General features: G+C 70.5%; 19 protein-coding genes. 6 read left to right on the top strand and 13 right to left on the bottom strand.

What is annotated here, in order from left to right:
* Positions 1–17 precede the first annotated feature (17 nt).
* Positions 18–986 carry a sensor histidine kinase gene (locus FU260_RS16475; protein WP_342355240.1) on the top strand — a complete coding sequence of 323 codons (969 nt, stop codon included), beginning with the start codon at positions 18–20 and terminating at the stop codon, positions 984–986.
* Here the strand turns inward: FU260_RS16475 and FU260_RS16470 are convergent.
* Entirely contained in the window at positions 898–1,428 is a 531-nt protein-coding gene (locus tag FU260_RS16470; RefSeq protein ID WP_147918041.1) for a GtrA family protein, read from the bottom strand. The two genes, FU260_RS16475 and FU260_RS16470, sit on opposite strands and share 89 nt — an antisense overlap.
* A gap of 279 nt (positions 1,429–1,707) precedes the next feature.
* Here FU260_RS16470 and FU260_RS16465 point away from each other — a divergent pair, with 279 nt between their 5' ends.
* On the top strand, positions 1,708–5,544 hold the full coding sequence (locus FU260_RS16465; protein ID WP_147918040.1) for an autotransporter outer membrane beta-barrel domain-containing protein: 3,837 nt from the start codon (positions 1,708–1,710) through the stop codon (positions 5,542–5,544).
* On the opposite strand, the gene FU260_RS16460 is transcribed toward FU260_RS16465, so the two are convergent.
* The 4 genes from FU260_RS16460 to FU260_RS16445 form a co-directional block, all read right to left on the bottom strand.
* Positions 5,518–6,543 (bottom strand): zinc-dependent alcohol dehydrogenase, encoded by a 1,026-nt coding sequence (locus tag FU260_RS16460; RefSeq protein ID WP_210418106.1) that lies wholly within the window; start codon positions 6,541–6,543, stop codon positions 5,518–5,520. The two genes, FU260_RS16465 and FU260_RS16460, sit on opposite strands and share 27 nt — an antisense overlap.
* Before the next feature lie 2 nt (positions 6,544–6,545).
* Positions 6,546–7,415, bottom strand: coding sequence for a carbohydrate ABC transporter permease (locus FU260_RS16455; protein WP_235912303.1), 870 nt, complete (start codon positions 7,413–7,415; stop codon positions 6,546–6,548).
* The gene (locus tag FU260_RS16450) at positions 7,412–8,335 is read right to left on the bottom strand and encodes a carbohydrate ABC transporter permease (RefSeq protein WP_235912304.1); all 924 of its coding nucleotides are present in this window, start codon (positions 8,333–8,335) and stop codon (positions 7,412–7,414) included. Before FU260_RS16450 ends, FU260_RS16455 begins: the two co-directional genes overlap by 4 nt.
* A gap of 116 nt (positions 8,336–8,451) precedes the next feature.
* Positions 8,452–9,741, bottom strand: coding sequence for an ABC transporter substrate-binding protein (locus tag FU260_RS16445; RefSeq protein WP_147918039.1), 1,290 nt, complete (start codon positions 9,739–9,741; stop codon positions 8,452–8,454).
* Positions 9,742–9,871: 130 nt separating this feature from the next.
* Here FU260_RS16445 and FU260_RS16440 point away from each other — a divergent pair, with 130 nt between their 5' ends.
* The 3 genes from FU260_RS16440 to purE all read left to right on the top strand — a co-directional run bounded on the left by FU260_RS16440 (position 9,872) and on the right by purE (position 12,560).
* On the top strand, positions 9,872–10,660 hold the full coding sequence (locus FU260_RS16440; protein WP_147918038.1) for a FadR/GntR family transcriptional regulator: 789 nt from the start codon (positions 9,872–9,874) through the stop codon (positions 10,658–10,660).
* A gap of 128 nt (positions 10,661–10,788) precedes the next feature.
* Positions 10,789–12,036, top strand: coding sequence for a 5-(carboxyamino)imidazole ribonucleotide synthase (locus FU260_RS16435; RefSeq protein ID WP_147918037.1), 1,248 nt, complete (start codon positions 10,789–10,791; stop codon positions 12,034–12,036).
* On the top strand, positions 12,033–12,560 hold the full coding sequence (gene purE / locus FU260_RS16430; RefSeq protein WP_147918036.1) for a 5-(carboxyamino)imidazole ribonucleotide mutase: 528 nt from the start codon (positions 12,033–12,035) through the stop codon (positions 12,558–12,560). The genes FU260_RS16435 and purE overlap by 4 nt, the downstream gene beginning before the upstream one ends.
* A gap of 20 nt (positions 12,561–12,580) precedes the next feature.
* Here the strand turns inward: purE and FU260_RS16425 are convergent, their stop codons facing one another.
* Together FU260_RS16425 and FU260_RS16420 are read right to left on the bottom strand one after the other, a co-directional pair.
* Positions 12,581–13,477 (bottom strand): PfkB family carbohydrate kinase, encoded by an 897-nt coding sequence (locus tag FU260_RS16425; RefSeq protein ID WP_187368387.1) that lies wholly within the window; start codon positions 13,475–13,477, stop codon positions 12,581–12,583.
* Entirely contained in the window at positions 13,477–13,938 is a 462-nt protein-coding gene (locus FU260_RS16420) for a hypothetical protein (RefSeq protein ID WP_147918035.1), read from the bottom strand. The genes FU260_RS16425 and FU260_RS16420 overlap by 1 nt, the downstream gene beginning before the upstream one ends.
* Positions 13,939–14,042: 104 nt before the next feature.
* Here FU260_RS16420 and FU260_RS16415 point away from each other — a divergent pair, with 104 nt between their 5' ends.
* Complete coding sequence (locus FU260_RS16415; protein WP_147918034.1) at positions 14,043–15,071, top strand: AIM24 family protein; 1,029 nt, start codon at positions 14,043–14,045, stop codon at positions 15,069–15,071.
* A 7-nt stretch (positions 15,072–15,078) separates the two neighbouring features.
* On the opposite strand, the gene FU260_RS16410 is transcribed toward FU260_RS16415, so the two are convergent.
* The 6 genes from FU260_RS16410 to FU260_RS16385 form a co-directional block, all read right to left on the bottom strand.
* On the bottom strand, positions 15,079–15,498 hold the full coding sequence (locus FU260_RS16410; RefSeq protein ID WP_147918033.1) for a CoA-binding protein: 420 nt from the start codon (positions 15,496–15,498) through the stop codon (positions 15,079–15,081).
* A gap of 24 nt (positions 15,499–15,522) precedes the next feature.
* On the bottom strand, positions 15,523–16,887 hold the full coding sequence (locus FU260_RS16405; protein ID WP_235912305.1) for an LCP family protein: 1,365 nt from the start codon (positions 16,885–16,887) through the stop codon (positions 15,523–15,525).
* Positions 16,888–17,001: 114 nt separating this feature from the next.
* Entirely contained in the window at positions 17,002–18,243 is a 1,242-nt protein-coding gene (locus FU260_RS16400) for an LCP family protein (protein ID WP_147918032.1), read from the bottom strand.
* Between the two features lie 75 nt (positions 18,244–18,318).
* Positions 18,319–20,124, bottom strand: coding sequence for an AfsR/SARP family transcriptional regulator (locus tag FU260_RS16395; RefSeq protein WP_168211816.1), 1,806 nt, complete (start codon positions 20,122–20,124; stop codon positions 18,319–18,321).
* Positions 20,125–20,339: 215 nt separating this feature from the next.
* Complete coding sequence (locus tag FU260_RS16390; protein ID WP_147918030.1) at positions 20,340–22,265, bottom strand: DUF6541 family protein; 1,926 nt, start codon at positions 22,263–22,265, stop codon at positions 20,340–20,342.
* The gene (locus FU260_RS16385; protein WP_168211815.1) at positions 22,262–22,759 is read right to left on the bottom strand and encodes a DUF2304 domain-containing protein; all 498 of its coding nucleotides are present in this window, start codon (positions 22,757–22,759) and stop codon (positions 22,262–22,264) included. Before FU260_RS16385 ends, FU260_RS16390 begins: the two co-directional genes overlap by 4 nt.
* Between the last annotated feature and the right edge of the window lie 4 nt (positions 22,760–22,763).

Here is a 22,763-nt window from a genome sequence, read left to right as displayed (position 1 = left end):
AGTGAGCGGGTCCGCTGGTGTTCTGGCGGCGCGCCGCGCAGGTGGTGATCCTGGTGGTGATCGCCTCGCTGGTGGCATTCGCGCTGGCGGCGATGGTGGCGCTGTGGTCTGCCCGGCGCCTCGCCGCACCACTGATCTACCTGGCCGCGACTGCCGAGCAGATCGGGTCCGGCCAGGTGCGGCCACGGCTGGAGTCCTCCGGAGTGGAGGAGATCGACCTGGTGGGGGCCGAGCTGGTCCGTACCAGTGATCGGCTGGCCGGGCGGATCGCTGCGGAGCGGCAGTTCGCCGCGAACGTCTCCCACCAGCTGCGCACCCCGCTGACCGCGCTGTCGATGCGGCTGGAGGAGATCCAGCTGCTCTCCGAGGATGAGGATGTGCGCGAGGAGGCGCGGATCTCCCTGGAGCAGGTGGAGCGGCTGGTCCACGTGGTGGACGATCTGCTGAAGGCATCCCGCAAGGCCGACGGCGGCACTACCGAGGCGTTGCGCCTCGAGGAGGTCTTCGCTCAGCAGGCCGACGAGTGGTCGCAGACCTATCTACGCGACGGGCGCTCGCTGGAGTTCGACGCCGGTGACGATGAGGCGGTGTTCGCTACTCCGGGGGCGCTCGCTCAGACCTTGGCCACCCTGATCGAGAACTCGCTCAAGTACGGCGAGGGCACCACCAGCGTGCGGGTGCGCGAGTCCAAGTCCGGATCGGACACCGGTGTGGTGATCGAGGTGGCGGACGAGGGGCCCGGTGTCAGTGATGACCTGGCGCCGCGGATCTTCGAACGGCACGTCACTGCCGGGCGCGGCAGCGGGCTGGGACTGGCGCTGGCGCGCGATCTGGTCACCGCCGACGGTGGCCGGTTGGAGCTGGCGCAGCGGCGCCCGCCGGTGTTCGCGATCTTCCTCAGCGCAGTTCCGAAGCGTCTCGATCCGAACTCGGTGCTGCCACCGGGGGCTCTGGTGGTGGTGGGGCGTCGGCGCCGTCGCCGGTGAACACCCAGTACCGGTAGGCCAGGTAGCGGAAGGCGGTACCCAGCACCAGGCCGACTCCGTTGGCGGAGATGTTGTCCGCCAAGGGTGAGGTGAACCCGAGCAGGTAGTGCGAGATCGCCAGGCAGCCCACGCCGATCGCCATCCCCACCAGGTTCACCGCGACGAACTGCACCAGCTCGCGGCTGCGCGCTGCGGCGGTGGGGGCACTGCGCTTGGCGGCGAACGTCCAGTACCGGTTGCCCAGCCAGGCCACCAGCATGGCCACCGAGACGGAGATGACCTTGGCGGTCAGCGGCTTCGGGCCGAGGAGCTCACCGGGGCCGAACCGGAGCAGGTTCATCAGGCCGATGTCCACCACGAAGGCGAGCAGACCGACCGTGCCGAACCGAGCGAGCTCGCCCAGCCAGGCGCGCAGGCGTCGGGCCCGGTCGGTGAAGGTCATCGATCCAGGATAGCCACCCGTCCCGGGGCGACGCGGGCCGGGGCCTGGGGACTTCTCACCGTGGGCGCACCTCAACCGGTCACCTCGCGCCCCCTTCCCTCTTCCTTACTTCCCTGTATAGGATGTTGTTGTACGAGCGACTGGGATGGGCCGGCCGCCCGTACGATTGGCGATCTCTTCGCCGGGCTGTCCGGTTCCGCTGGTCCACCGAGACCGACGGGCCTGCCCGTGCCAGTGGTCGGGGGTATGGCACGTAGTCCATGACGGAGGTCCAGTTCTATGCACACGCGATCGACCACGCACGGCGCCGGGAGGCTGCCTCACCACCGGCGGGCTGGTCTGATCCGCAGGGTCGGGACCACCGCCCTGGCCGCAGTCGTCGCTACCTTCGGCGCGCTGACTGCCCTGGCCTCGCCCGCAGCCGCGGCCGTCACCGGACAGGACGTCCTGGACGCGTTCGCCTCCGGCGGCGAGCTCACCCTCGACCAGGATGTCGAAGTCTCGGAGACCTTGGTGCTGGCCGAGGGGGTTGCGCTCACCCTCGACCTGGCCGGGCACGAACTGACCGTCACCGGGTCCGGCGGATCGGCCGGCCCGCCCGATCCGAACGACCTGGTCGAGCAGGTGGCGGTCCTGAACCAGGGCGACCTGGTCGTCCAGAACGGCGTGCTGACGGCCGTCGGCGGGAACGGTGGGAACGGTGCGCCGGGGGCGTCAGGCACCGGGGGCGACGCTGGTGGGGACGGTGAAGACGGTGGCTACGGAGCGCCAGCTGTCTACACCCTCTACGGCGCCCGCCTCTCCCTGCTGGATGTCGACCTCACGGCCACGGGCGGCGACGGGGGCGCCGGCGGCGAAGGAGGAGAGGGCGCCGACGGCGGCGCGGGTGGCAACGGCGGTGACGGCGGCGACGCCGCACCCGGCATCCTCATCTCCGGTTCGGTGCTGGTGATCGCCGACGGGTCCGAGAGCGTCAATGGTGGCGTCGGCGGTGCTGCCGGCCCGGGTGGTGCGGGCGATCCGGCCGGCGCCGACGGCGCTCCCGGCGCGGACGCACCCGTATGGGGTGGAACCGGAGGGTCCGTGACGCTGGACGGCAATGGCGCCGACGCACCCGGAACGGTCGAGGTCTACACCACCGACATCCGCCGGGCCATCGAGGCCGTGGGCTCGCTGCCCACGCCCTGGCCGATACTCCCGGACCACGCGCTGGTCGGCTGGTTCACCGCAGCAGAGGGCGGCGAGCGGGTCGACCCGGATGCCGACCTCGCCGGTCAGACCATCTACGCCCACTGGGACGCTCTCAGCGAGTGCACGGCGACCACGTTCGCCCGGGAGCTGAGCACGGCGACCGACGGTTCGACCGTGACGCTGTGCGGTGACCTCACTGTCGTGCCCGGCGACAACGAGCTCCGGGTCCCCGGTGGCAGATCGGTCACGCTGGACCTGGCCGGGCACGACCTGACCGCCACCGGACGGTGGCAGCGGACCGCGCTCGCCGTGGGTGCCGACGCGACCCTGACGATCGACGACACCGTCGGCGGCGGAACACTGACCGCAACCGCCGGTGCCTCGCAGGCCGGCATCGAGCTGGGTCCGCGCCCGGAGCACGCCACCCTGATCGTCAACGGCGGCACGATCATCGCCAGCGCGACCGACGAGTACGGCAACGGCGCCGGTATCGGCGGCAGCGGCGGCGACAACGGCGGAACGGTCATCATCAACGACGGCGTGGTGCACGCCACCGGCACCGGTCACGCCCCGGGGATCGGCGGCAGCGGCGGTAACAGCAGGGTCGGCAACGACCCGCAGCCGGTGACTATCAATGGCGGCGAGGTGCACGCTACCGGGGGAACCGGGATCGGTGGCGGACTGGACACCGGCAGTGGCGAGATCACCATCAACGGCGGCGAGGTGCACGCGACCGGTACCAGCGGTCCCGGCCTGGGCGGCGGGCAGGGCTGGAACACCGCCACGGACGTCACCATCAACGGCGGTGAGGTCTATGCGACCGCCGGCGGCGGCGCCGCAGCGATCGGGTCCAACGGCAGCTCGCCCGGACCCACCATCGCCATCACCGGCGGCACCGTGGACGCGACGACCAGCGGCACCGGCGCCGCCATCGGTTCCGGGCAGTACTCCCGTTCGACCCCGACCATCGAGATCAGCGGTGCTGCGCACGTGAGCGCCACGGCATCCGGTGCGGGGGCGGGCATCGGCGGTGGCTACAGCCGCGACCCCGTCACCGAGGAGGGCGGGGGCGGCACCATCGACATCCTCGGCGGCACTGTGATCGCCGCGGCCGAGGCCAACCCCGACAACCCCTGGGACCGCGGCGCCGGGATCGGCGGCGGCGACGCCGGACCGGGCGGGGTCGTGACGATCGCCGAGGACGCCGATGTCACAGTGTCCAGCGCGCAGGAGAGCGCCATCGGTCCGGGCGCCGACGCGACCGCGTTCGGCTCGTTGACCAACCACGGCACCCTGACCATCCTCTCCGACAGCCGGATGACCGTCCCGGCCGGGACGACCGTCGTCAACGACGGCACTATCACCGGGGATGGCGCGATCAACGGCGGGGGCGCTGTCGACAACGGCGGGTCCATCACGCACACTGTGGCGGTCGGCGATGACCTCACCGTCACCGACCATCACTTCGCCGTCACCTTCGACGCCAGCGGGGGTACCGGGGCGCCCGGCGACATGACCGTCTACTCGGAGACCTTCGAGGGCGCAGATCTGGCCTTGGCTGACCTGCCCACCCCGACAGGACTGGACGACCCGTTCAACGGCTGGCACCTGACACCCACCGCCGACGGCACCCCGATCGGCGACGACACCAGCATCAGCACTGCCAGCAGCGACGGCAGCCCCTTCGGCGTGATCTTCTACGCCGGCTACGGTCCGCTGCCGCCGGAGTGGCAGAGCACTGCCCTGGACGACATGGCGGTGGGCGCCGCGGTCAGTCAGCAGCTCGCGGCCACCGGTGACGGCGCGCTCACCTACACGGTCCTCAGCGGCGCGCTACCGGCTGGCGTGACCCTGTCGTCCGCCGGGGCCCTCGGTGGCGCGCCGGAGGAGGCCGGTCCGTACACGGTCACGCTGCGGGTCACCTCCGGTGAGGTCTTCGCCGACCGGGAGTTCACCGGGACCGTCAGCCGTGGAGAGGTGGAGCTCGCCCTGGAGCCGGTGTCCTCGGTGTACGGGACGGCGGCCGAGTTTGCGGTGACCATCGCGGCCGACGGCGCTCCTGGGGCTGCTGGCCCTTCGGAGCCCGGCGCACTGGCGACGCCTTGGCGGACGTTCGACACCGCCGGGATCGGTATCGCGGCCATTCCCGCGACAACGGGGACAGTCACGGTCGCCACCGGCACGACAGTCCTGTGCTCCTACGACGTCGCGACGGCGACATCGTGCTCGGCGCCGGCTGATCTGGCGGCCGGGTCCTACGACCTGGAGGTCCGCTACTCCGGTGACGCGAACTACGCCTCGACGACGATCACCGCGGAGCTACAGGTCACCCGGGCCCCGACCGAGGTCTCGGCATCGGACCTGCAGAGCGTCCAGGGTTCGGCCACGTCACTCGCAGTCGGTGGACTTCCTGCGGCTGCCACCGGTGAGATCGTCGTGACTCACGAGGAGACCGAGCTGTGCCGCCAGCCGGTGTCCGACGGTGGCACAGCGTGCGCACTACCTGCGGACCTGGCGGAGGGTTCCTACCCGTTGGAGGTCAACTACGGCGGTGACGCCAACCATCTCGCGTCAACGGTGGCCGTGACTTGGACGGTTACCGCTGACTCGGTGCCGCCGGTCGACCCGACGCCTGAGGATCCGGGCGATCCGGCTCCCGCGGACCCGGGTGATCCGGCTCCCGCGGACCCGGCCGATCCGGCTCCCGACGCAGACGCCGCTGACCCGGCTCCCGACGCAGACGCCGCCGACCCGGCTCCCGACTCGACCCCGGCGAACGCTGTCGATCCACGACTGCCGAGCACTGGTCTCGACGTATCCACCTGGTTGCTGGCCAGCGTGCTGCTGCTCGGCCTCGGCGGGGCAACTCTTCTCGGGGTCCGCCGCCGCGTCACGTCGTCACGCGAGGACGCCGGGGGCTGGTGACGCCTCGGGCTCCAGGATGGTCTTTACCCCTTCGCCGGTCCGGACGGCCTGGAACGCCGCAGACCATTGGGAGAGCGGGTACCGGCTGGTGACCAGTGGTTCGAGCCGGACCTGACCGGCGGAGATCAGAGCGAGCGCCCGGCGCCAGGACTGCGGGGTGGAGGCGAACCCGCTGGTGAGGGTCAGCTCCTTGTACAGCACGGCGTCGAGGTTCAGCGGTGTCTCCTGTCCGATGATGCCGACCTGCACGTACCGGCCACCGCGCCGGGCGGCGGCGAGCGCGGCGCGGGCACCCCCGCCGCTGCCGGTGGCCTCGATCACCACGTCGAACGATTCCGCAGGCGGGGTGCTGGCCAGTGTCTGCAGCCCCAGGCCGGCAGCGATCTGCAGCCGGTGCGCATCTTCCGGCAGCCCGGCGAGGGTGACCGTGCCGCCCTGGGCGCGGGCGATCTGTGCACTGAGCTGGCCCATCGCCCCGGGCCCGAGCACGAGCACCTCGTCGCCCGGGTTCACCACGGCGGGGTCGCACAGGCACTGCGCAGCGCAGGCGAGAGGTTCGGCGAGCACCGCGCCGATCCCGCCCTGCTCGATCCGGTGCAGGTTGCCCACGGGAAGCGCCAGCCGCGGTGCGAAGCCGCCGTCGGCGAAGGAGCCGATCGACCGGCGGGACGGGCAGAGGTTTGGCCGGCCGGCCCGGCACAGGGGGCAGCTGCCGCAGGTGGAGAAGTAGGTCTCGCACACCACTCGAGCACCGACCCACTCGGTGCTCACCTCGCCGCCGACGTCCTCGACCTCGGCGAGCAGCTCGTGGCCCATCACCACCGGAGCCTCATGGCGGTACTCGTCCCGGGCGATGTGTAGGTCGGTGCCGCAGACGCCCGCTGCCACCACCCGCAGCAGCACCTGACCGGTCCTTGGCACCGGAACCGGCACCTCGCGCAGCGCTACCCCGGCCTCACCTGGACCGTGCTTGACCACCGCGGGCATCGTCGTCGGCATCCTCACCCCTTGGTTGCGCCCGCGGTCAGCCCGGAGACGATGTATTTCTGCGCCAGTAGAGCCACCACGATGATCGGCAGCGTCATGATGCAGGTAGCCGCCATGATCGCACCCCAGTCGATGCTCGCGTAGGAGACGAAGTCGAACACGGCCACCGGCAAGGTCTTCGTGTTCGCACCGGAGAGCACCAGGGCGAACATGAAGTTGTTCCAGGAGAAGATGAAGGACAGGATCGCTGCCGTCGCGACCCCGGGCGCGGAGAGCCGCAGCAGGATGCGCAGGAACGCGCCGATCGGTGTCAGGCCGTCGACCAGGGCGGCGTCCTCCAGCTCGCGCGGCATCGAGTCGAAGAAGGACATCATGATGTACACGCTGATCGGGATCAGGATGAACATGTGCGAGATGATCAGCACGCTGTAGCCACCGACGAGGCCGAGGTTCGCGAACACGTAGTACCACGGCACCAGCAGGCTCACGCCCGGGATGATCCGCGCCAGGAGAACCATCAGGGCCGACTTCTGCATGTTGAACCGGCTCATCGAGTAGGCCGCTGGTACGCCGAGCAGCAGGGAGATGCCGGTGGCGCCGGCGGCCACCACGAAGCTGTTCCGGACGAAGCTCAGGTAGCTGTCGTTGCGCAGTACGTTGGCGTAGTTGTCCAGGATCGGGGTGAACGCGAACGTCTTGGTGGTGTCCTGGATGTCGACGTTGGTCTTGAACGAGGCCATCACCATCCAGAGCAGCGGGACCACGAACACCAGGACGACGAAGATGATCATCGTGGTGCGGAACGCGGTGTAGGCACGGGCGCGGGCCGGCCGGCGCCGGCGGGGCAGGGGTGTGCGCGCGGGCGCAGCCGAAGTCGTCGTCACAGCTTGGCTCCCTTCCGACGGAACGTGAGTATCCACATCACCGCGAGGATCATCAGGAAGAACAGGATCAGCACCGCAGAGGCGACACCGAAGTCGTTGTACTTGAAGCTGAGTCCGTAGACGTAGATGTTCAGCGTCTCTGCTTCGTGGAAGGAACCGCCGCCCTGCCCCTTGGTCACGTACAGCAGGTCGAAGGTCTTCAGCGCGTCGATCGCTCGCAGCAGCACGGCCACCAGCACCACGGGTTTGAGCAGCGGCAGCGTGATGTACCAGAAGCGTTGCCAGACGCCGGCGCCGTCGATCCGCGCCGCTTCGTCCGGGTCGTCCGGCAAGGTGGACAGACCGGCGAGAAGGATGATCGCCACCATCGGGGTGAACTCCCAGACGTCGATGAAGATCAGCGTCGGTAACGTCATCCCGGGGTCGGCGAGCCACGGCTGCGCGGGCAGTCCGACCCAGCTGAGCACCCGGTTGGCGAACCCGATGTTCGGCTCGAAGATGAGCCGCCACATCATCGCGATCGCCACCGGCGTGGCCACGAACGGCAGCAGAATCGATACCCGCACCCATCGTTGACCACGGAACGAGCGCCAGAGCAGCAGCGCGATGGCCATACCGAGGATCAGCTCGAGCGCGAGCGCGCCGAAAGTGAACAGGCCCGTGCGGCCCACCGCCGGCCAGAACCTGTCCGTGTCGGTGAGCACCTCGACGTAGTTCTCGATGCCGATGAAGTCAGCGGGCCGGCGCACCGAGCCCTTCGCGTCGGTGAGGCTGAGATAGAGGGTCCACCCGATCGGAATGCAGATCAGCAGGAACGTGAACACCATTGCAGGTGCCGCGAACAGCCATTTCCGGTTCCGGTTGGCCCAGAGGGAGAGGCGCTCCGCCATCGGGACGCCGTGGGTCGAGGTCGATGTCATACCCGGCTCTCGCTTCGTCGTCGTCATTGCCGGCCCGTGATCGGAGGTCGTCCGGTCAGGCGTGCGCTCTGGCGCACGCTGGACCGGACGACCGCAGCGGGTCGGGGGACCGTTGGTTACTCCTCGGATTCCAGCAGGGCCTGGAACTGCTCATTGGCCTGGGTGGCAGCCGCGGCGGCATCTTCTCCGGTGATGGCGGCCACGATCGGCGCACCGACGATCTCGCGGGCCTCGGCCACCCCGACCACGAGCGGCCGGTCCTGGCCGACACCGTTCTCGCCGTTGGTGGCGATCGCCGCGGCGAGATCCTCGGGGAAGCTCGCTGTGCCTTCCGGGTCCTCCCAGACCGAGGTTCGTGCGCTCGGTACACCTTCGGTCTGGATATCCAGAGTCATCTCCGGGCTGGTCGCCCACTGGATGAACTCCCACGCGTTCTCCTGGTTCTCCGATGCGGAGTTGATGCCCAGCGCCCATGCGGCCACGTTGTACGGCTGGGACCCGGCCGGACCCTCCGGGAACGGCGCGAACCCGACCTGGTCACCGACCTGGGAGTTCTCCGGGTTGTAGACGTTCTCGTACAGGCTGGAGGCGTCGATCCAGAACCCGGCATCGCCCTGCGCGAAGATCGCGGCTGCCTCGGGCCAGCTCATGTCGGTGCTGATCTGGTCCGGCCCGTAGTCGTGCAGCAGGCCGCCGTAGTAGGCGTAGGCCTCCTGCGCCTCGGGGCTGTCGATGGCCGAATTTCCGTCATCGTCGATCCAGGTACCGCCGAAGCTGTACAGGAAACCGGAGAACTGGGTGACGGCGGCCGAGGCTTGGGACCGCATCACGATCCCGGCGGTGCCCTCGTTCTCCTCCTTGATGGTGCGGGCCGCCTCCTCCAGCTCCGCCATCGTGGTCGGAACCTCGAGCCCGGCCTCCTCGAGCAGGTCGGTGCGGTAGTAGAGCATCTCGCTCTCGGTGATCATCGGGACGCCGACGATCTGGTCCTCGTAGGTGGTCAGGCCGACCGGACCCGCCTGGAAGTCGTCCCAGTTCCAATCCTCGGCACCATTGACCTGTTCGGTGATATCGGCGAAGTAGCCGCTCTGACCGAACAGCTTGCCGACCTGCAGCGGCCGGTACATCATCACGTCGACGTCGGTGGAGCCGGCGTTCAGCTTCACCTTGTAGTTGTCGACGAGCTGGTCCTCACTGAGCTGGGTGACCACCACGTCGAGCCCTGACTGTTCCTCGAACTCGGGGATCTTCTCCGTGATGATGTCGGTCCAGACATGGTTGGCGAGCGTGACATTCAGCGTCGTGGACTCGCCATCGCCGTCGCCGCTGCACGCGGCCAGAGTTCCCATACTGAGTGCTGCGGCCGTCGTGATGACGGCGACCCGTACTGCTTGTCGGTGTTGCATCAGTGACCTCCCGTGCGTCCTTGCACTGTCCCAACCGCTACCTCGCGGTGGACTCACCATAGGGTCGATACGTATGCTCTATCAATACTTTAGACAGATTTGACGAGAAGCCGACCGCGAAGGGGCAGTCATGACCGACGATGCTGCCGCGGTTCTCGTCACGGGTACGGGCCGCACCCGCCTAGCGACTCGCCGTCGCGGCCTGTATGACCGGGTCGTGGATGTGATCGGGGAGCAGATCGTGAACGGGGCGATCCCGGTCGGAACCACCCTGTTCGTGGATCAGATCTGCGCCGAGCTGGACATCTCTCGGTCGGTGGTCCGCGAAGGCGTACGCACCCTCAGCTCGATGGGCCTGGTGGAGTCGCGACCGCAGCGTGGCACCCGGGTGCTGCCCCGGCAGGAGTGGGACCTGCTGCATCCGCGGGTGGTGCACTGGCGCGGCGAGGGTCCCGACTACCTGCAGCAGATGTATGAGCTGCTCGAGCTCCGCCTCGGGATCGAGCATGCGGCCGCACACTTCGCGGCGGAGCGGATGGGTGCCGAGGAGCGCACCGCCGTCGTTGCCGCCGGTCAGGCGATGGAGAAGGCCTACGCGGAGCATGATCCGCACCGGTTCTTCGACGCCGACGCCCAGCTACACCGGCTGATCCTCGAAGGATCGGGGAATGCGCTGATCTCCCAGTTCTCGGACACGGTGATGACCTCGCTGAACATCCGCGGGACTGCTGCCTCCCGGTCGTACTCCACGGCGCAGAGCCTCGACTCCGAGTCCGCCCGCCGGCACCGCGAGCTCGCGGAGGCCGTCGCCGCCGGTGAGCCGGAGGTGGCGCAGCGCGCGTCCGCGGAGATCATGTTCGCCACCCGGGCCGAGGTGAGTGCCCTGCTGGCCCGCCGCAAGCGGCCCGGTCAGCAGTAGCCTGCCCCACGACACCTCCGGCCCCCGCCGGCGCAGCACGCCCACCCACCGGCGCAGCACGCCTACCCACCGGCGAGGCGTGGACGCCGTGCACCGGCAGGCTCTCAGCGTCGGTAGGCTGGTCGGTCATGGGACCAGTCGTAGCCGTGGTGGGAGGCGGGCAGCTCGCTCGCATGATGGCCGAACCCGCCGGTGCCCTGCAGATCCAGCTACGCGCCCTGGTGGAGGCCGATGATGGCGCCGCCGCGCAGGTGATCCCGGCATCCACCGTGGGCCGGTCCGACGACGCCGAGGCGATCGCCGCGCTCACCGAGGGCGCCGATGTGCTCACCTTCGAGCACGAGCATGTCCCGCAGCAGATCCTCACCGCGCTGGTGGACGCCGGGGTGAACGTGCAGCCCGGCCCGGCCGCGCTGCGGCACGCGCAGGACAAGATCGTGATGCGGGAGCGGATGAGCCAGCTCGGTGCACCGTGTCCGCGCTGGGCCGCGGTGCGCACCGAGGAGGACCTGGTCACCGAGGCCGCACGGCTCGGCTGGCCGGTGGTCGCCAAGACCCCCGTCGGCGGGTACGACGGCAAGGGCGTGGCCGTGCTGGCCGGACCTGGGGATGCCGCCGAGGTGGCCGATTGGTTCAGCCACCCGCGCGGGGAGGTGCTGCTGGAGGAGAAGGTGGACTTCACCCGTGAGCTCGCCGTCCTGGTGGCGCGCCGGCCATCGGGGGAGATGCGCACCTGGCCGGTGGTGGAGACCGTGCAGGCCGGCGGAGTGTGCGCGGAGGTGCTCGCCCCCGCCCCCGGACTGCCCGCGCACGTGGCCGAGGACGCCACCGACGTTGCCCGCTCGATCGCCGAGGGCCTGGACGTGACCGGCGTGCTGGCAGTGGAGATGTTCGAGGCGCGGGACGGGATCCTGCTGGTGAACGAGCTCGCGATGCGCCCGCACAACAGTGGCCACGTGACCATCGACGCCGCGGTCACCAGCCAGTTCGAGCAGCACCTGCGCGCCGTCCTGGACCTACCACTGGGCAGCACCGACCTGACCGCCGAGGTCGCGGCGATGGTGAACGTGCTCGGTTCCGAGCTCGACGATCCGGCCATCGCCTACCCGGAACTGATGGCCGACTATCCGGACGCGAAGGTGCACCTCTACGGCAAAGGGGTACGTCCGGGGCGCAAGCTCGGACATGTCACGGTGACCGGGACCGACCCGGCCGAGGTACGCCGTCGGGCCCAGGAAGCGGCCCGACTGCTGGAAGGCCGCTCAGGCAGGAAAGGAACTGACATGAGCGCGAGGAGCCCCCACGGAGGTACGGCGAGGGACGAGCTGTGCCGCAGTGAGGCACCGCAACGCTCAGGTCGGAAGGGAACAGGATGACTGCTGCAGTCGGTGTGGTGATGGGGTCGGACTCGGACTGGCCGGTGATGTCCGCCGCCGCGGACGTCCTCGCCGAGTTCGAGATCGAGACCGAGGTGGACGTGGTCTCCGCGCACCGGATGCCCGAGGAGATGATCCGCTACGGGCAGGAGGCCGATGAGCGCGGGCTGCGGGTGATCATCGCCGGTGCCGGCGGGGCCGCCCACCTGCCCGGGATGCTTGCCGCGGTCACGCCGCTGCCGGTGATCGGGGTGCCGGTGCCACTGGCGCACCTGGACGGGATGGACTCGCTGCTGTCCATCGTGCAGATGCCGGCCGGTGTCCCGGTGGCCACCGTCTCCGTGGGCGGGGCGAAGAACGCCGGTCTGCTCGCCGCCCGGATCCTCGCTGCCGGCGCCGATGAGCAGGCCGCCGCACTGCGGGCGCGGATGCGCACCTTCCAGGCCGACCTGCGTACCGCGGCTCAGGAGAAGGGGGCCCGGCTACGCGCCCAGCGGTCCCACCGCACCGGCTTCAACGCCTGAGTCGATCCGCGTCTGGGCGGTCAGCGCCTGGGCAGCGTCTCCAGGTAGCTGCGCGGTCCCACGTGCTGCACCCGGTGAGAGGCCACGGCGACGGCGTAGTCGAGCGCACGGCGTAACGGTGCAGCGGGCAGGGACGCACCAGGTCCGGGTGCCCGGAGCCGGCGGGTGACCAACCCGGCCACCAGCCCGCCATGGAACGCGTCCCCGGCAGCCAACGTGTCCGCCACCGGCACCGCCGGTACGGCAATCTCGCCGTGCTCGGTCCCGGTGGCGTAGCGGACCGGACCCGACCCGGCGGTGACCACGCCGGCCCCGGCGCCGGCTGCCACCAACGCACCCGGGCCGCGACCGCCGTCGGGCAGGGCGAAGTCCGCCGAGGCGGCGACCAGGTCGGCCAGACCGATCAGCTCGGCGAACACTGGCCGCCACCGGCCCGCGTCCAGCACCACCAGCGCTCCGCGCTCGCGCGCCGCCCGCGCTGCCGCGACTGCCAGCCGCGGATAGTGCCCGTCGATCAGCACGACCGCCGGATCGGGCGATCCGCTGAAGTCCGGCGGGGCCGGGTCCGCGGCACCACCGTCGGTAGAGGTGACCGAGCGGGCGCCGGTGCCCTCGTCCACCAGGATCGCCGAGACCGCCAGCTCATGCTCGGGTGCGATATCGACCACCTGGACACCGGCCGCCTCCAGGTCCGCGCGGGCGGCGGCCGCCATCGGCGAGCCGCCCAGTGCGCTGATCAGGTGGGCGCCGATACCAAGGGCGCGAGCCACCACTGCGGCGTTCGCCGCGGGTCCGCCCGCTGCCACGTCCTGCCGGCTCGCGGTGACCTTCTCGTTCGCCGACGGCGGTGCACTGGCCCGGTGCACCACGTCCAGCGTCGTCAGCCCGATGAACCAGGCCACGCCGGCGGTAGGCACTAGCTCGACGTCACCACGTAGACCACCCGGCTGGTGGAGGCGATCAGTTTCACGGCGAAGCCATGGCCGGCCAGTTCCGCCAGCACCCCCGCATCGGTGGTCACCGTATGAGTGATCTCGAAGCCGGCGTCGAGGAGCGCCTGGCGTGCGCTCTCGCCGGCGTCCTCGGCCTCGACCAGCACCACCCAGGTGGCCTGCCCGTCCGCATCCGTCTGTGACGCGCCCCGGACCGATCCCTCGACCAGCGGCACGTCATCGACCGGGAAGTCCGGCGGCAGCCCGTCGGTCAGGTCCAGACCCTCGATCGCCTCCTCGATGGCGTGCTCCACCACGCTTCCCGCCTGTTCGCGCACCTGGCTGCAGCCGGTCACGGCGGCCACCGGCAGCAGGAATGCGAGCAGCGCGATCAGGACCCGGGCTCGGCGCCCGGGCGGCATCAGCCCGGTTCGATGTGCGGTCATGGACTCCAGGGTACGAAACCGTAGCCGGACCGGAGCAAAGGCATGCTCGCCGGGGCCCGCCCGCGGCTATGCTCCGAACGACCGACCAACAAAGGAGTGCGGAGATGGCCCAGTGGTTCTTCAGCTACAACGGGGAGCGGTCCGGTCCGTTCGATGACGCTGACGCGCGCGCCCAGGCCGCACGCAAGCCCGACGGACACGCGTGGCAGGAGGGGTTCAGCGAGTGGCTACCGATCCGCTCGGTGCCCGAGCTGGATGCCGACGCGGGCGCACCCCCGCCTCCGCCTCCGCCGCTCGGTCGCGCGCGGGCAGCGGACGATATCGAGTTCACCATCCACGGCGAGGATATGCAGTTCGTCGAGATCGAGCTGGACCCCGGCGAGACGGCGATCGCCGAGGCCGGCGCGCTGATGGTCAAGGACGCCTCGGTGCGGATGGACACCGTGTTCGGAGACGGCTCCACACCGGGTGGTGGCGCGGGCCCCGGCGGTGGCGGTGGCGGAATCATGGACAAGCTGATGTCCGCCGGGAAGCGGGTGCTCACCGGCGAGTCCCTGTTCACCACGATGTTCACCCACGAAGGCTCAGGGAAGGCCCACGTGTCCTTCGCCGCCCCGTTCCCGGGCACAGTGCTGCCGATGCGGCTGGCCGACCACGGCGGCCGGCTGATCTGCCAGAAGGACAGCTTCCTGGCCGGAGCCCGCGGAGTCTCCATCGGGATCCACTTCCAGCGCAAGATCCTCACCGGACTGTTCGGTGGCGAGGGGTTCATCATGCAGAAGCTCGAAGGCGACGGCTGGGTGTTCGTGCACGCCGGCGGCACAGTGATCGAGCGGGAGCTGGCCCCCGGTGAGCGGATCGACGTGGACACCGGATGCGTGGTCGCCTACCACGACACGGTGGACATGGACGTAGAAGCGGTCGGCGGTGTGAAGAGCATGTTCTTCGGCGGGGAGGGCGTGTTCCTGGCCAAGCTCACCGGCCCGGGCAAGGTCTGGTTGCAGTCGCTGCCGTTCTCCCGGATGGCCGGCCGGATGCTCGCCGCTGCCCCGCAGGCCGGCGGCCAGGACCGCGGCGAAGGCTCCGTCCTCGGTGGGCTGGGATCGATCCTCGGTGGTGACCGCAGCTTCTGAGGCGGGGTCAGGAAAGGCCGAGGCCGGGGCCCTCGATCGCCGGGCAGGTGTCCATCACCACGTCCAGCCCGGCGGCCGCGGCCCGGCCGACCGCCTCCTCGTCGATCACGTCCAGCTGCAGCCACACCGCGCCGGCGCCGATCGCGATCGCCTGGTCCACCACCGCACCGGCCAGGGTGGAGTTCACGAACACGTCCACCACATCCACGTGGCCGGGCACCTGGGCCAGCTCGGTGTATCCCGGCGCACCGTGCACGGTCTCCGCCTTCGGATGCACCGGCACGATCTCCTGGCCGAGATTGCGCTGCAGGTAGCGGGCCACACCGTGGGCGGCACGAGAGGTGTTCGTGGACAGGCCCACCACCGCCCACCGGCCTGGGGTGGTGAGCAGACGACGGATCACCTCGGGGTCGTTGTGATGGCTCATCCCAGCTCCTTGCCCGCCTGGCGGTCAGTACTCCTGCAGATCGTCCTCGGTCACTGTGCCGTCGAGCACAGCCTGCCAGAACCCCGGGGCGCGTTCCTCGTCGAGCAGAATGGTCGAGCCGACGCCACCGGGCCGGTAGTCCATCACTCCGATCGGTGGCGTGCCGTGTATCCCTTCGCTCATCGTGGAGCGGAAGCTCAGTGCCATCCGGCCCAGGTCGATGATGCCGGTGCCCTCGGAGACGCGCAGCGCGCCCAGACCGGCGTTCAGCAGCGCCACCTGGTCACCCGGGCGGACGGCGAGAGACGGGGTGGCCACCTCGGCGCTGATCGCCTGGATCACCTGCTGCTGGCGCTGGGTGCGGCCGATGTCACCGAGGGGGTCGGAGTGCCGCATCCGAGAGAATGCCAGTGCGGTCTCCCCGTCGGCGACGTGGCAGCCGGCGGTCCAGGTCAGCTTGGAGTCGGCGTCGTCCACGTCATAGTCCAGGCACAGCTCCACCCCGCCGACGGCGTCCACCACGTCGGCCACACCGCCCATCCCGATCTCCACGAAGTGGTCCACGGTGATACCGGTCAGCGACTCCACGGTCTGCACCAGCAGCTCGGGCCCGCCGAAGGAGTAGGCGGAGTTCAGCTTGTTCGCCCCGTACCCGGGAATCTCCGCAAAGGTGTCCCTCGGGATGGAGATCAGCGACGGTGTGCCACTCTCCGGTGCGGAGAGCAGCATGATCGTATCCGCTCGCTGCCCCTCGGTGGAGTCGGTCAGATCCGAGTCCTCGCGGGAGTCGGAGCCGGCGAGCAGATACGTGGTGCCGGGGGTGTCGGCGGCATCGCTGAGCGCGCTCACGTGCTGGATCTGGCCGTTCGCCCAGATCAGTAGCCCGACCGGCCAGGCGAGCACCAGGACCAGCAGGAGGACCAAGACCACCACGATCCGACGACGGCGGACCTTGCCTCGGCTGCGCGGGTCCCGGGGCGGGGCGCTCACCCCGGGCTGCTGGCGGCCGTTCGGGCCGCCGGGACCACCCGGGCCGGCGGCGGGCCCGCCGCCGCGGGCCTGGCCGGCCGGCTGGGTGGGCATCACCCGGGTAGCGGTGGGGGAGTCGCTGCCGCGGTCGATCCGCTGACCGGAGCCGGGAGCGAAGCTCGGCGGCGGTTTCTGGCTGGTGGCCGGCGGCTGGGTCCGGGGCCGCGGAGGCACCCGGCGCCCGGGGGCACCGGAGGAACGACCGGGCGCCGGGGCGTTGCCGCTCTCGGTCGGCAACGGCCGGGCCGGCCCACCCTGGCGTGCTCGGCTGGCTCCCGACGAAGGACGCCGCCGCCCGGGGGCGCGGCGCGGCTCGTCGGCGAACGGGTCGCCGGGCCCGGGTGGGTTCTGGTCAGTCATCCGCTCGTGCTCTCCGCAGGGATTGGGGAAGTGCCGGCTGGCGCGAGGCTCTCGCGCCACAGAGTAGAGCCGCCGGTGCGCCCAGCCGGGTACCGCCACGCAGTGTGGCCAGTCTTAGCCCTCTGTGCCGGCCTCGCCCGTGTCGGTGTTGGCATCCTCAGTACCGGTGCCGTCGGCGTCCTCTGGCCCAGTACCGTCCTCGGCCCCGTCGGCGTTCTCGGACTCCTCCTCGGCCTCCGGATCGTCCGGTAGCGCCATCGGATCATCGGACCGGATCGAGTCCCACAGCTCATCGGACAGGTAGTTCGGGCGCACCCGGTTCCCGGCCCAGTCGAACGGGACGGTCGCGAAGTTGACGTTCTCCATGTCGATCTCCCGCAGGGAGTACGCCAGCCCGGCCATCGCGGTGAGGTCGCCGATCTCGTCTCCGGTGGTCAGCGACGACGTAGCGGCCTGGAGGAACCGGTAGAGCTCACCGGACTGGGTGAGGATGTTCCGGTCGAGCACCTGCTCGACCATGTTGGTGAGCAGCTCTTGCTGCCGGCCGATCCGGCCGATGTCGGAGCCATCGCCCAACCCCGGACCCTTCCGGGCGCGGGCGAACGCCACGGCGGTCTCACCGTCGAGGGTCTGGCAGCCGGCCTCGATGTCCAGCTTCGCTTGGGGGGAGTAGAGGTCCTCCTCGAAGCACATCTCCACGCCGCCGATGGCGTCGACCATTCGCTCCATCCCGGACATGTCCACGATCACGAAATCGTCGACGTAGATGTCGGTCATGTTCTCGAAGGTGCGGATCGTGCACCCGGCGGCGTAGCCGAGGTCGCCGCTCTCCGCACCGAGCGCGAACGCCGTGTTCCACATCCGGTTGTCGTCGCTCCAGCCCTGACCCTCGAGCCGTGCTTCGGTCTCGCTGCCGTTCGGCAGCGGGCAGTTGGGGATGTCCACCACCAGGTCGCGCGGGATGGAGACCACGTCCACCCGGGACCGGTCGGCGGCCACGTGCACCAGCAGGGTCGTGTCCGAGCGCATGCCCTGGACGTCGCCGCCGCCGATCGCCTGGTTGTCATCGCCCTCACGAGAGTCCGAGCCCATCACGAGGATGTTGTACTCGTTCCCGGCGTTCGGGTCGTCCGGGTTCTCCTGCTCGCGTTCGGGCCGGTCCGAGCCGAGGATGTCGTTGACGTCATGCCGGTCGATCCCGCCCTGCAGCGACTGGTAGGCGAACGCGGCTCCGGTACCGGTGAACGCGACGACACCCACCAGCGCGACCAGCAGGCCGCGCAGCAACGGGTGGTTCGCCCGGCCGGTGGAGTGCCGCGGGCCACGTGGGGCAGCGCGAGTGTCAGAGGTAGCCATCGAAACGATCGTAGGTCGGAAAGTGCGCAATCGGGCGGCTACCTGGCGAGCATCCCGGGGAGATTATGTGGAGACTCAAGCCCCGGCCGCCGCCACAGTGCGTCCGGATGTGGGGCCGGATGTGGGGCCGGATGTGGGGCCGGCGGCGATTCGCCGCTGCTCCTGTTCGGTGAGCGGGTAGTCCACCCGCCGGTACTGAGACAGGCTCTCCTGCCGGTACCAGCCCGCGCGCATCGTCTCGCCGAGGTCCTCGGCAGCCTCGGCGAGCCTTGCGCTGGCGCGCCCGGCCAGTCCCCAGGCCCCGGCCTGACGGGCGTGCCGGAGCGCCTCGCGAGCATGCACTGTGGCTCCTGCCGGGTCGCCAGCGAGCAGGACGGCCTTCGCGGTCGCAGCCTCGGCCAGGGCGATCAGCGGCGCCCGGTCGTGCTCGTGACCGAGCCGGACCGCGGCCCGGTACCACCGGTGCGCCTCCGGCAGGCCGGCGTCGCGCAGCGCGCACGCCAGGTCGACCATCACCACCCCTTCGAGCGCTGCGGCGTTCACCTGCTGCGCAAGACGCAGCGCCACCCGCCCCGAGGCGATCGCGTCCTCGTGTCGACCCCGCAACCGGGCCACGATGCTCCGAGCCCGCCACCACATGCTGGCCAGGATCGGGTCGTCGTTCGGGCCCGGTGCACTGACCCCGGCGAGCGCCGTCTCCGCACCGGCCGCGTCCTTCATATGCGTCAGCACGATCGCGCGCACGATCCGCAGCCGGTCCGAGGCACGACCGCCCGGATAGGTCTGCTGGGCCTCGTCCAGGAGCCGGATGGCGCGGCGCAGGTCGCCGACCTTGCTCATCTCCATCGCCAGCTGCTGCAGCACCGAGCGGTGAGCGCGGATCGGGCCGTGCAGCCGATAGCGGGCCTCCGCCTGGAACAGCAGCTCCAGGGACTCCTGGACCCGCCCGGTGCTACCGAGCAGCATCCCGAGCTGACGGCGCAACAGGGCCCGCTGATCGGGGCACTCGGTGGTGGCCAGCTCCTCCCGCAGCAGTTGCTCGTGTCCGGCCGGGAGGCTGACCGCGTCCGAGCACGGCGTCCGGTCGACTCGTGGCAGTGCCGGCTGCCTCGCCCCGGAGGCGTTCGGCACCGCATCGGTTCCCTCGAAGGCGTCGACGACCAGTGCGTGGACGGCCTCCAGCGCCGGTCCCGGGCTCAGGCCGAGCTCGGCCGCGAGTATCTCGCGTCCGTTCGCGTACACCTCGAGTGCCTGAGCATGGTCGCCGCAGCGGTACAGCGCGGTCATCCAGAGGGTGTGCAGGCGTTCTCGGGTGGGATGGGCACACGCAGCCGGGATCAGGTGCTCGAGCAGCTCGCGGTGCTCACCCCGGTCAAGACGATGCTGCGCGCGAGTCTCCTCCACGAGCAGGTACAGCTCGGTGAGCCGGTGCCGTTCAGCGTCGACGAGGGGGTGGTCCACACCGGGGTAGGGTTCTCCGCGCCAGCAGGCCGCGGCCTCGTCCAGCCGCTCCAGCAGCGCCAGTTCGTCACCGCCGTCGGAGTGCGCGGCGAGGGTGCCGCCGGCCGCACGGTCGAACCGCCAGGCGTCCACACTGTCGGCCGCGAGCTGCAGCCGGTAGCCGTCCGGACCGGCTTCCACCACTCCCGGGCCGAGCCGGGTGCGCAGCCGGTGCACGTGCACGTGCAGTCGAGACATCGCGGCCCCGGGCGGTGCTCCTGGCCAGAGGCCCTCCGCGAGGAGAGATCCTGGCACCCAGCGACCTTGGCTGCCGGCGAGCAGTGCCAGCAGCATCCGTTGCAGTCCGCCGGCAAGGCTCAGTGGCTTGGGGTCGGCGGTGATCTCGAATCGTCCGAAGACGGTGATGGTGGGTTGACCCATAGCGATTGCTCCAGTGCCCATGCACGTTGTGATGGTGGCCCCCTGCACGGCTCGTGGCCACAGGCCCCCTGCCGCTTGTGTCTGCGGCCCCCTGCGCACGATCCTCGGCGCTGCTCATCGTCGGAACGAGCAGGCGATCTGTTCGATTGTCCGCACATGTGCGGATCTGTCAATGGGTTTGTTCGGTGAGTTCTCTCCTGGAACTCGGGGCCGCCTCAGCAGGCGGGCAGCTCGAGGATCCGCGCGGTTCCGGCTTCGGCGACCACTCGGGCACCGGGCACCTGGATCTGGTCGAGCTCCTCGAACCGATGGTCCACCTGGTACGGGGCAGTGTCCTGGTACAGGTACTGAACGTTCAGCGCCGCCCGGGCGGCGCAGGCCTCAGGTCCAACCAGATCGTCGAGGTTGTCCATCAGTGCGGTCTGCTCCGGGGACCAGACCTGCCCCGCGACCGGGAACACCACCGGCTGCCCGCGCAGCGAGTACAGCAGCGGCGTACCGGCGAACGGGCTGCCGAGCACGGCACTGTCGGGGTCCAGGTGCACCGAGGTGATCATCTCCAGCTCGGCGGTGGCAGCGAACCGCGGCTGGTCGGTGCGGTCGGCGTCGAACACTTTCTCTGCGCGGCCGGCGGTGTAGACCGAGCTGATCACGGCCAGCACGCACACCAGCAGGGCGGTGCCCCAGAGCAGCACCGCCTGCCGGAGCAGACCGCGCGCGCGGCTGGGTGCCGTTCTGTGAGCCCACGCGCCGAGTCGGCGCAGTAGGTCCGACCAGCCGATCACGCCCAGCGGAAGGGTCACCATCGTCGCCACCACGGACAGCCGCGCCGCACTGGAGTACCAGAGCCCGGACAGCCCGACCGGACTGCCGAGCGCGGCGTCCAGATAGGCGAGCCAGACCGCCGCCAGGGTGGCCAGCACCCAGGTTCCACCGCGGCGGTGGGCGAGCCAAGCCCCCCAGGGCGCCACCACCAGCACGATCGCCGACGCCGGCATTCCCCACAGGTCGTACCAGCCGGTGAGCGTCTCGGCGAGCGCGACCAGCGGCGGGTTGACCGGGCTGCCCTCGTACCCGGTGACCGCCGCGGAGAGCGGGCTGGCCAGGAACACCACCGCACCGGCGACCATCGCCAGGGCGAGCACCGTGGGCAGGACGACGGCGCGCGTCCGCCGTCCGGCCCGCCACCACCGCTGCGCGAAATCGGCCACCACCCAGGCGAGTGCGGGTGCGGTGAGCAGCACCAGCGCCAGGAAGGCGTTCGGGTGGGTCAGGCCGAGTCCGGCGCCTGCGGCCAGCAGCACCACCAGCACCCCGGCCCGGGCTCCGGCAGTCGTCGGCCGCTGGCGGACCAGCATCCGGAGCAGGAACGCCGCCACCCCGGGGACCATCGCGAACGCTGCGGCGTTCGGCAGATGTCCCCAGCCCACCCACAGCGAGGCCGGGGTGGCCGTGACGATCCCGGCGAGCAGCGCCGTCGCCATCGGTACCCAGCGGCTGCCCGGGAACAGCTCGCGAGCGAGCGCAGCAGTGCCGAGGACCCAGACTGGCCCGGCGAAGAGCGAGGAGGAGACGATCAGCGCCGCCGGCGGGCTCTCCCCGGGCAGCAGTGCGGTGAACGCGTGCCACGCCGCCGGATAGATGGCGTCCTGCCCGGTGCCGTAGGACAGCGCCCCGAGCGTGAGAGAGGAAGCGGACCCACTCTGTTCCACCAGCTGTAGTGCGCTCAGGTGGAATATCGCGTCCCAGCGCTGCAGGATCGCGTCCGGACTGACCGCACCGGTCCACATGTCCGCCGTGGCCAGCACGCTCCCCATCACCACGGCGAGCGCCAGGAGCAGGCGCGGCTCACCACTGCGTGGGGTCACCCGGATAAGGGCCTCCAGCGCGCGCATGGCGAAACCGACCGCGACCGCCCCGAAGGCACCCACCAGCGCCGGCGCCAGACCCCAGCGCACCCCGAAGGCCTGTGCGCCGATCGCGGCGAGGCCGTAGGCGGCGATGCTGATCACCGGTGCCAGCGCGAGCAGGGTCAGTCCGCGCAGCCGGACCAGCCGCAGGGCCAGCATGCCGGGGGCGAACAGCAGGACTCCACCCACCACGAACGCCCAGCCGGCGCCGAGGATGCTCGTGCTGGTCACGGCGTGTCGGGCTCGGTGTCAGGAGGAGTGTCCGGCTGCGCTGCTGCGTCGGGCCGGGGCTGCGCCTGCTGAGGCGGAGCGGCAGGGGCGTGGCCGTGACCAGGGTGGGTTCCGCCGTCGCCGGCCTGGTGCGCAGTGGGCAGCCCGGCCTGTTCCAGCCGGGCTTCGGTGAGGGACAGCTCGCGGGTGAGCTCGGTGATCTGGCGGTCTGTGGCCTTCATCCGCCGGTAGGTGGTGGCGATGAAGGACAGGAACGCGATCACCAGCAGGTACAGCACCAGGTCGGCGCCGCGACCTACCCCGACCAGGCCAGCGGCGCGGCCGAGGAGGGTGGGGAACAGGATCGCTGCCGCGGTGGCGAGCGCGAACAGCGCCAGCAGGACCCGGCGCACTGCCTGGTGCCGGGCGTCGGCGGTGGACCGGGTCAGCAGGACTGTCACCACGGCGACGCCGAGCAGCAGCAGGAGCTGGATCCAGATCTTCTCCTCGTTCATCGCA

The organism is Ruania zhangjianzhongii, assembly GCF_008000995.1.
In the GTDB taxonomy this organism is placed as follows: Bacteria; Actinomycetota; Actinomycetes; order Actinomycetales; family Beutenbergiaceae; genus Ruania; species Ruania zhangjianzhongii.
This window is presented reverse-complemented; position numbering and strand designations above follow the sequence as displayed.

Coding starts and splice junctions, on each gene's coding strand:
- FU260_RS16470 (WP_147918041.1), bottom strand. CDS start 1,428: ATGACCTTCACCGACCGGGCCCGACGCCTGCGCGCCTGGCTGGGCGAG.
- FU260_RS16465 (WP_147918040.1), top strand. CDS start 1,708: ATGCACACGCGATCGACCACGCACGGCGCCGGGAGGCTGCCTCACCAC.
- FU260_RS16460 (WP_210418106.1), bottom strand. CDS start 6,543: ATGCCGACGACGATGCCCGCGGTGGTCAAGCACGGTCCAGGTGAGGCC.
- FU260_RS16450 (WP_235912304.1), bottom strand. CDS start 8,335: ATGACATCGACCTCGACCCACGGCGTCCCGATGGCGGAGCGCCTCTCC.
- FU260_RS16445 (WP_147918039.1), bottom strand. CDS start 9,741: ATGCAACACCGACAAGCAGTACGGGTCGCCGTCATCACGACGGCCGCA.
- FU260_RS16440 (WP_147918038.1), top strand. CDS start 9,872: ATGACCGACGATGCTGCCGCGGTTCTCGTCACGGGTACGGGCCGCACC.
- FU260_RS16435 (WP_147918037.1), top strand. CDS start 10,789: ATGGGACCAGTCGTAGCCGTGGTGGGAGGCGGGCAGCTCGCTCGCATG.
- purE (WP_147918036.1), top strand. CDS start 12,033: ATGACTGCTGCAGTCGGTGTGGTGATGGGGTCGGACTCGGACTGGCCG.
- FU260_RS16420 (WP_147918035.1), bottom strand. CDS start 13,938: ATGACCGCACATCGAACCGGGCTGATGCCGCCCGGGCGCCGAGCCCGG.
- FU260_RS16415 (WP_147918034.1), top strand. CDS start 14,043: ATGGCCCAGTGGTTCTTCAGCTACAACGGGGAGCGGTCCGGTCCGTTC.
- FU260_RS16410 (WP_147918033.1), bottom strand. CDS start 15,498: ATGAGCCATCACAACGACCCCGAGGTGATCCGTCGTCTGCTCACCACC.
- FU260_RS16405 (WP_235912305.1), bottom strand. CDS start 16,887: ATGACTGACCAGAACCCACCCGGGCCCGGCGACCCGTTCGCCGACGAG.
- FU260_RS16400 (WP_147918032.1), bottom strand. CDS start 18,243: ATGGCTACCTCTGACACTCGCGCTGCCCCACGTGGCCCGCGGCACTCC.
- FU260_RS16395 (WP_168211816.1), bottom strand. CDS start 20,124: ATGGGTCAACCCACCATCACCGTCTTCGGACGATTCGAGATCACCGCC.
- FU260_RS16385 (WP_168211815.1), bottom strand. CDS start 22,759: ATGAACGAGGAGAAGATCTGGATCCAGCTCCTGCTGCTGCTCGGCGTC.